The organism is Klebsiella sp. MS 92-3, from assembly GCF_000195655.1.
Taxonomy (GTDB): domain Bacteria; phylum Pseudomonadota; class Gammaproteobacteria; order Enterobacterales; family Enterobacteriaceae; genus Klebsiella; species Klebsiella pneumoniae.
This window is the reverse complement of sequence record NZ_GL882839.1, coordinates 103,303-106,623: the sequence shown is the minus strand read 5'-3', so window position 1 is coordinate 106,623 and position 3,321 is coordinate 103,303. Positions and strand designations below refer to the sequence as shown.

The 3,321-nt window shown below is 57.6% G+C and carries 3 protein-coding genes; all 3 read left to right on the top strand.

Annotation, left to right across the window (positions count from 1 at the left end):
• A partial coding sequence (gene fdnG, locus HMPREF9538_RS0128225; protein ID WP_009485865.1) for a formate dehydrogenase-N subunit alpha occupies positions 1 to 1,732 on the top strand: 1,732 nt, incomplete at its 5' end.
• Positions 1,733 to 1,743: 11 nt separating this feature from the next.
• On the top strand, positions 1,744 to 2,628 hold the full coding sequence (gene fdxH, locus HMPREF9538_RS06870; protein WP_004143747.1) for a formate dehydrogenase subunit beta: 885 nt from the start codon (positions 1,744 to 1,746) through the stop codon (positions 2,626 to 2,628).
• Positions 2,621 to 3,277 (top strand): formate dehydrogenase-N subunit gamma, encoded by a 657-nt coding sequence (gene fdnI / locus HMPREF9538_RS06875; RefSeq protein ID WP_020316448.1) that lies wholly within the window; start codon positions 2,621 to 2,623, stop codon positions 3,275 to 3,277. The genes fdxH and fdnI overlap by 8 nt, the downstream gene beginning before the upstream one ends.
• The last annotated feature ends 44 nt before the right edge of the window (positions 3,278 to 3,321 follow it).

Below are 3,321 nucleotides of genomic sequence, written 5' to 3'. Positions count from 1 at the left end.
CGGCGGCGTCAACGCCCTGCGCGGCCACTCTAATATTCAGGGGCTGACCGATTTGGGCCTGCTGTCGACCAGTCTGCCGGGCTATTTGACGCTGCCATCGGACAAACAGACCGATCTGCAAAGCTACCTCAGCGCCAACACGCCGAAGGCGACCCTGCCCGAGCAGGTGAACTACTGGAGCAACTACCCGAAATTCTTCGTTAGCCTGATGAAATCCTTCTACGGCGAGGCGGCGCAAAAAGAGAACGACTGGGGCTTTGAGTGGTTACCGAAGTGGGACCAGGCTTACGACGTTATCAAATACTTCAATATGATGGATAACGGCAACGTCACCGGCTATATCTGCCAGGGCTTTAACCCGGTTGCCTCCTTCCCGGATAAAAACAAAGTGGTTCGCAGCCTCAGCAAGCTGAAATATATGGTGGTTATCGACCCGCTGGTGACCGAAACCTCGACCTTCTGGCAGAACCACGGCGAGTCTAATGATGTCGACCCGTCGGCGATTCAGACCGAAGTCTTCCGTCTGCCGTCGACCTGCTTTGCCGAAGAGGACGGTTCGATCGCCAACTCCGGCCGTTGGCTGCAGTGGCACTGGAAAGGTCAGGATGCCCCAGGTGAAGCGCGCAATGATGGCGAAATCCTTGCCGGGATTTACCATCGCCTGCGCGAACTGTACCGCACCGAAGGCGGGAAGGGCGCGGAACCCCTGCTGAAGATGAGCTGGCGCTACAAGCAGCCGGACCATCCGGAATCGGAAGAAGTGGCAAAAGAGAACAACGGCTACGCGCTGGCGGATCTCTACGATCAAAATGGCACTTTGCTGGCGAAAAAAGGCCAACTGCTTAATAGCTTCGCGCTGCTGCGCGATGACGGCAGCACCGCGTCGTCTTGCTGGATCTATACCGGCAGCTGGACCGAGCAGGGTAACCAGATGGCGAATCGTGATAACGCCGATCCTTCGGGCCTGGGCAATACGCTGGGATGGGCCTGGGCGTGGCCGCTCAATCGTCGGGTGCTGTACAACCGCGCTTCGGCCGATATCAACGGCAAGCCCTGGGATGCGAAGCGGATGCTGATCCAGTGGAACGGCAGCAAGTGGGTCGGGAATGATATTCCGGACTTCAATACCGCGCCGCCAGGGAGCAACACCGGGCCGTTTATCATGCAGCAGGAGGGGTTGGGTCGCCTGTTTGCGCTCGATAAACTGGCGGAAGGGCCGTTCCCGGAGCACTACGAGCCGATGGAAACCCCGCTTGGCACTAACCCGCTGCACCCGAAAGTGGTCTCCAGCCCGGTGGTGCGGTTGTATGAAGAGGACGCCATTCGCTTAGGTAAGAAGGATAAATTCCCGTATGTCGGGACCACCTATCGTCTGACCGAGCATTTCCACACCTGGACCAAGCATGCGTTGCTCAATTCCATCGCGCAGCCGGAACAGTTTGTCGAAATCAGCGAAGGGCTGGCGAAAAGCAAAGGCATCGCTAACGGCGATTGGGTGAAAGTCAGCAGCAAGCGCGGCTTCATTCGCGCGGTTGCCGTGGTGACTCGCCGACTGCGCACGCTGAACGTCAACGGCCAGCAGGTGGAGACCGTAGGGATCCCGCTGCACTGGGGTTTTGAAGGCGTGGCCCGTAAAGGCTACATCGCCAACACCCTGACGCCTAACGTTGGCGATTCCAACTCGCAAACGCCGGAATACAAGGCGTTCCTGGTCAACATCGAGAAAGCGTAAGGAGCGATTCAATGGCGATGGAAACCCAAGACATTATTAAACGCTCCGCGACCAACCCGATCACCCCCGCGCCGCGCGCGCGGGACTATAAAGCGGAAGTCGCCAAGCTTATCGATGTCTCCTCCTGCGTGGGCTGTAAAGCCTGCCAGGTGGCCTGTTCCGAGTGGAATGACATCCGCGATGACGTGGGGCACTGCGTCGGGGTGTACGACAACCCGGCGGATCTCAGCGCCAAATCCTGGACGGTAATGCGTTTTAGCGAGACCGAACAGAACGGCAAACTGGAGTGGCTTATCCGCAAGGATGGCTGTATGCACTGCGCAGAGCCGGGCTGCCTGAAGGCCTGCCCATCCGCCGGGGCGATTATTCAGTACGCCAACGGCATCGTCGATTTCCAGCAGGAAAACTGCATCGGCTGCGGCTACTGCATTGCGGGGTGTCCGTTTAACGTCCCGCGCCTCAATAAAGAGGATAACCGGGTCTATAAATGCACCCTGTGCGTGGATCGGGTCAGCGTCGGCCAGGAACCGGCCTGCGTGAAAACCTGTCCTACCGGCGCGATCCACTTCGGTACGAAGAAAGAGATGCTGGAGGTGGCCGAGGAGCGGGTGGCTAAGCTTAAAAAACGCGGTTATGCCAACGCCGGGATTTACAACCCGCCGGGCGTCGGCGGAACCCACGTGATGTACGTCCTGCATCATGCCGACCAGCCGGAGCTGTATCACAAGCTGCCGAAGGAACCGCAGATCGATACCAGTATCAGTCTGTGGAAGGGGGCGCTGAAACCGCTGGCGGCGGCGGGCTTTATCGCCACCTTCGCCGGGCTGATTTACCACTACATCGGTATCGGGCCGAACAAGGAAGTTGACGACGACGAGGAGAAGCATGATGAGTAAATTGAAGATGATTGTGCGCACAACGTTTATCGATCGCGCCTGTCACTGGACGGTGGTTATCTGTTTCTTCCTCGTGGCGCTGTCGGGAATATCGTTCTTCTTTCCGACGCTACAGTGGCTAACGGAAACCTTCGGCACGCCGCAGATGGGGCGTATTCTGCACCCGTTCTTTGGGGTGCTGATTTTTGTCGCGCTGATGTTTATGTTCGTGCGCTTTGTCCACCATAACATCCCTGATAAACAGGATATTCCGTGGCTGAAAGGCATCGTCGAGGTGCTGAAAGGCAACGAGCATAAGGTGGCGCGCGTCGGTAAGTATAACGCCGGGCAGAAGATGATGTTCTGGACCATCATGAGCATGATATTTGTGCTGCTGGTGACCGGGGTGATTATCTGGCGCCCATATTTCGCGGAATATTTCCCGATGCAGGTTATTCGCTATAGCCTGCTGATTCATGCGACGTCGGCCATCATTCTGATCCACGCCATCCTTATCCATATGTATATGGCGTTCTGGGTGAAGGGGTCGATTAAAGGCATGATCGAAGGCAAGGTGAGCCGCCGCTGGGCGAAGAAACACCACCCGCGCTGGTATCGCGATGTCGAACGCCTGGAGGCGATGAAAGAGAATCGTGAAGGGATGAAGTAAGCCTTCACGGCGCGAAACCCCCCCCCCGGGGGGGGGGGGGGGGG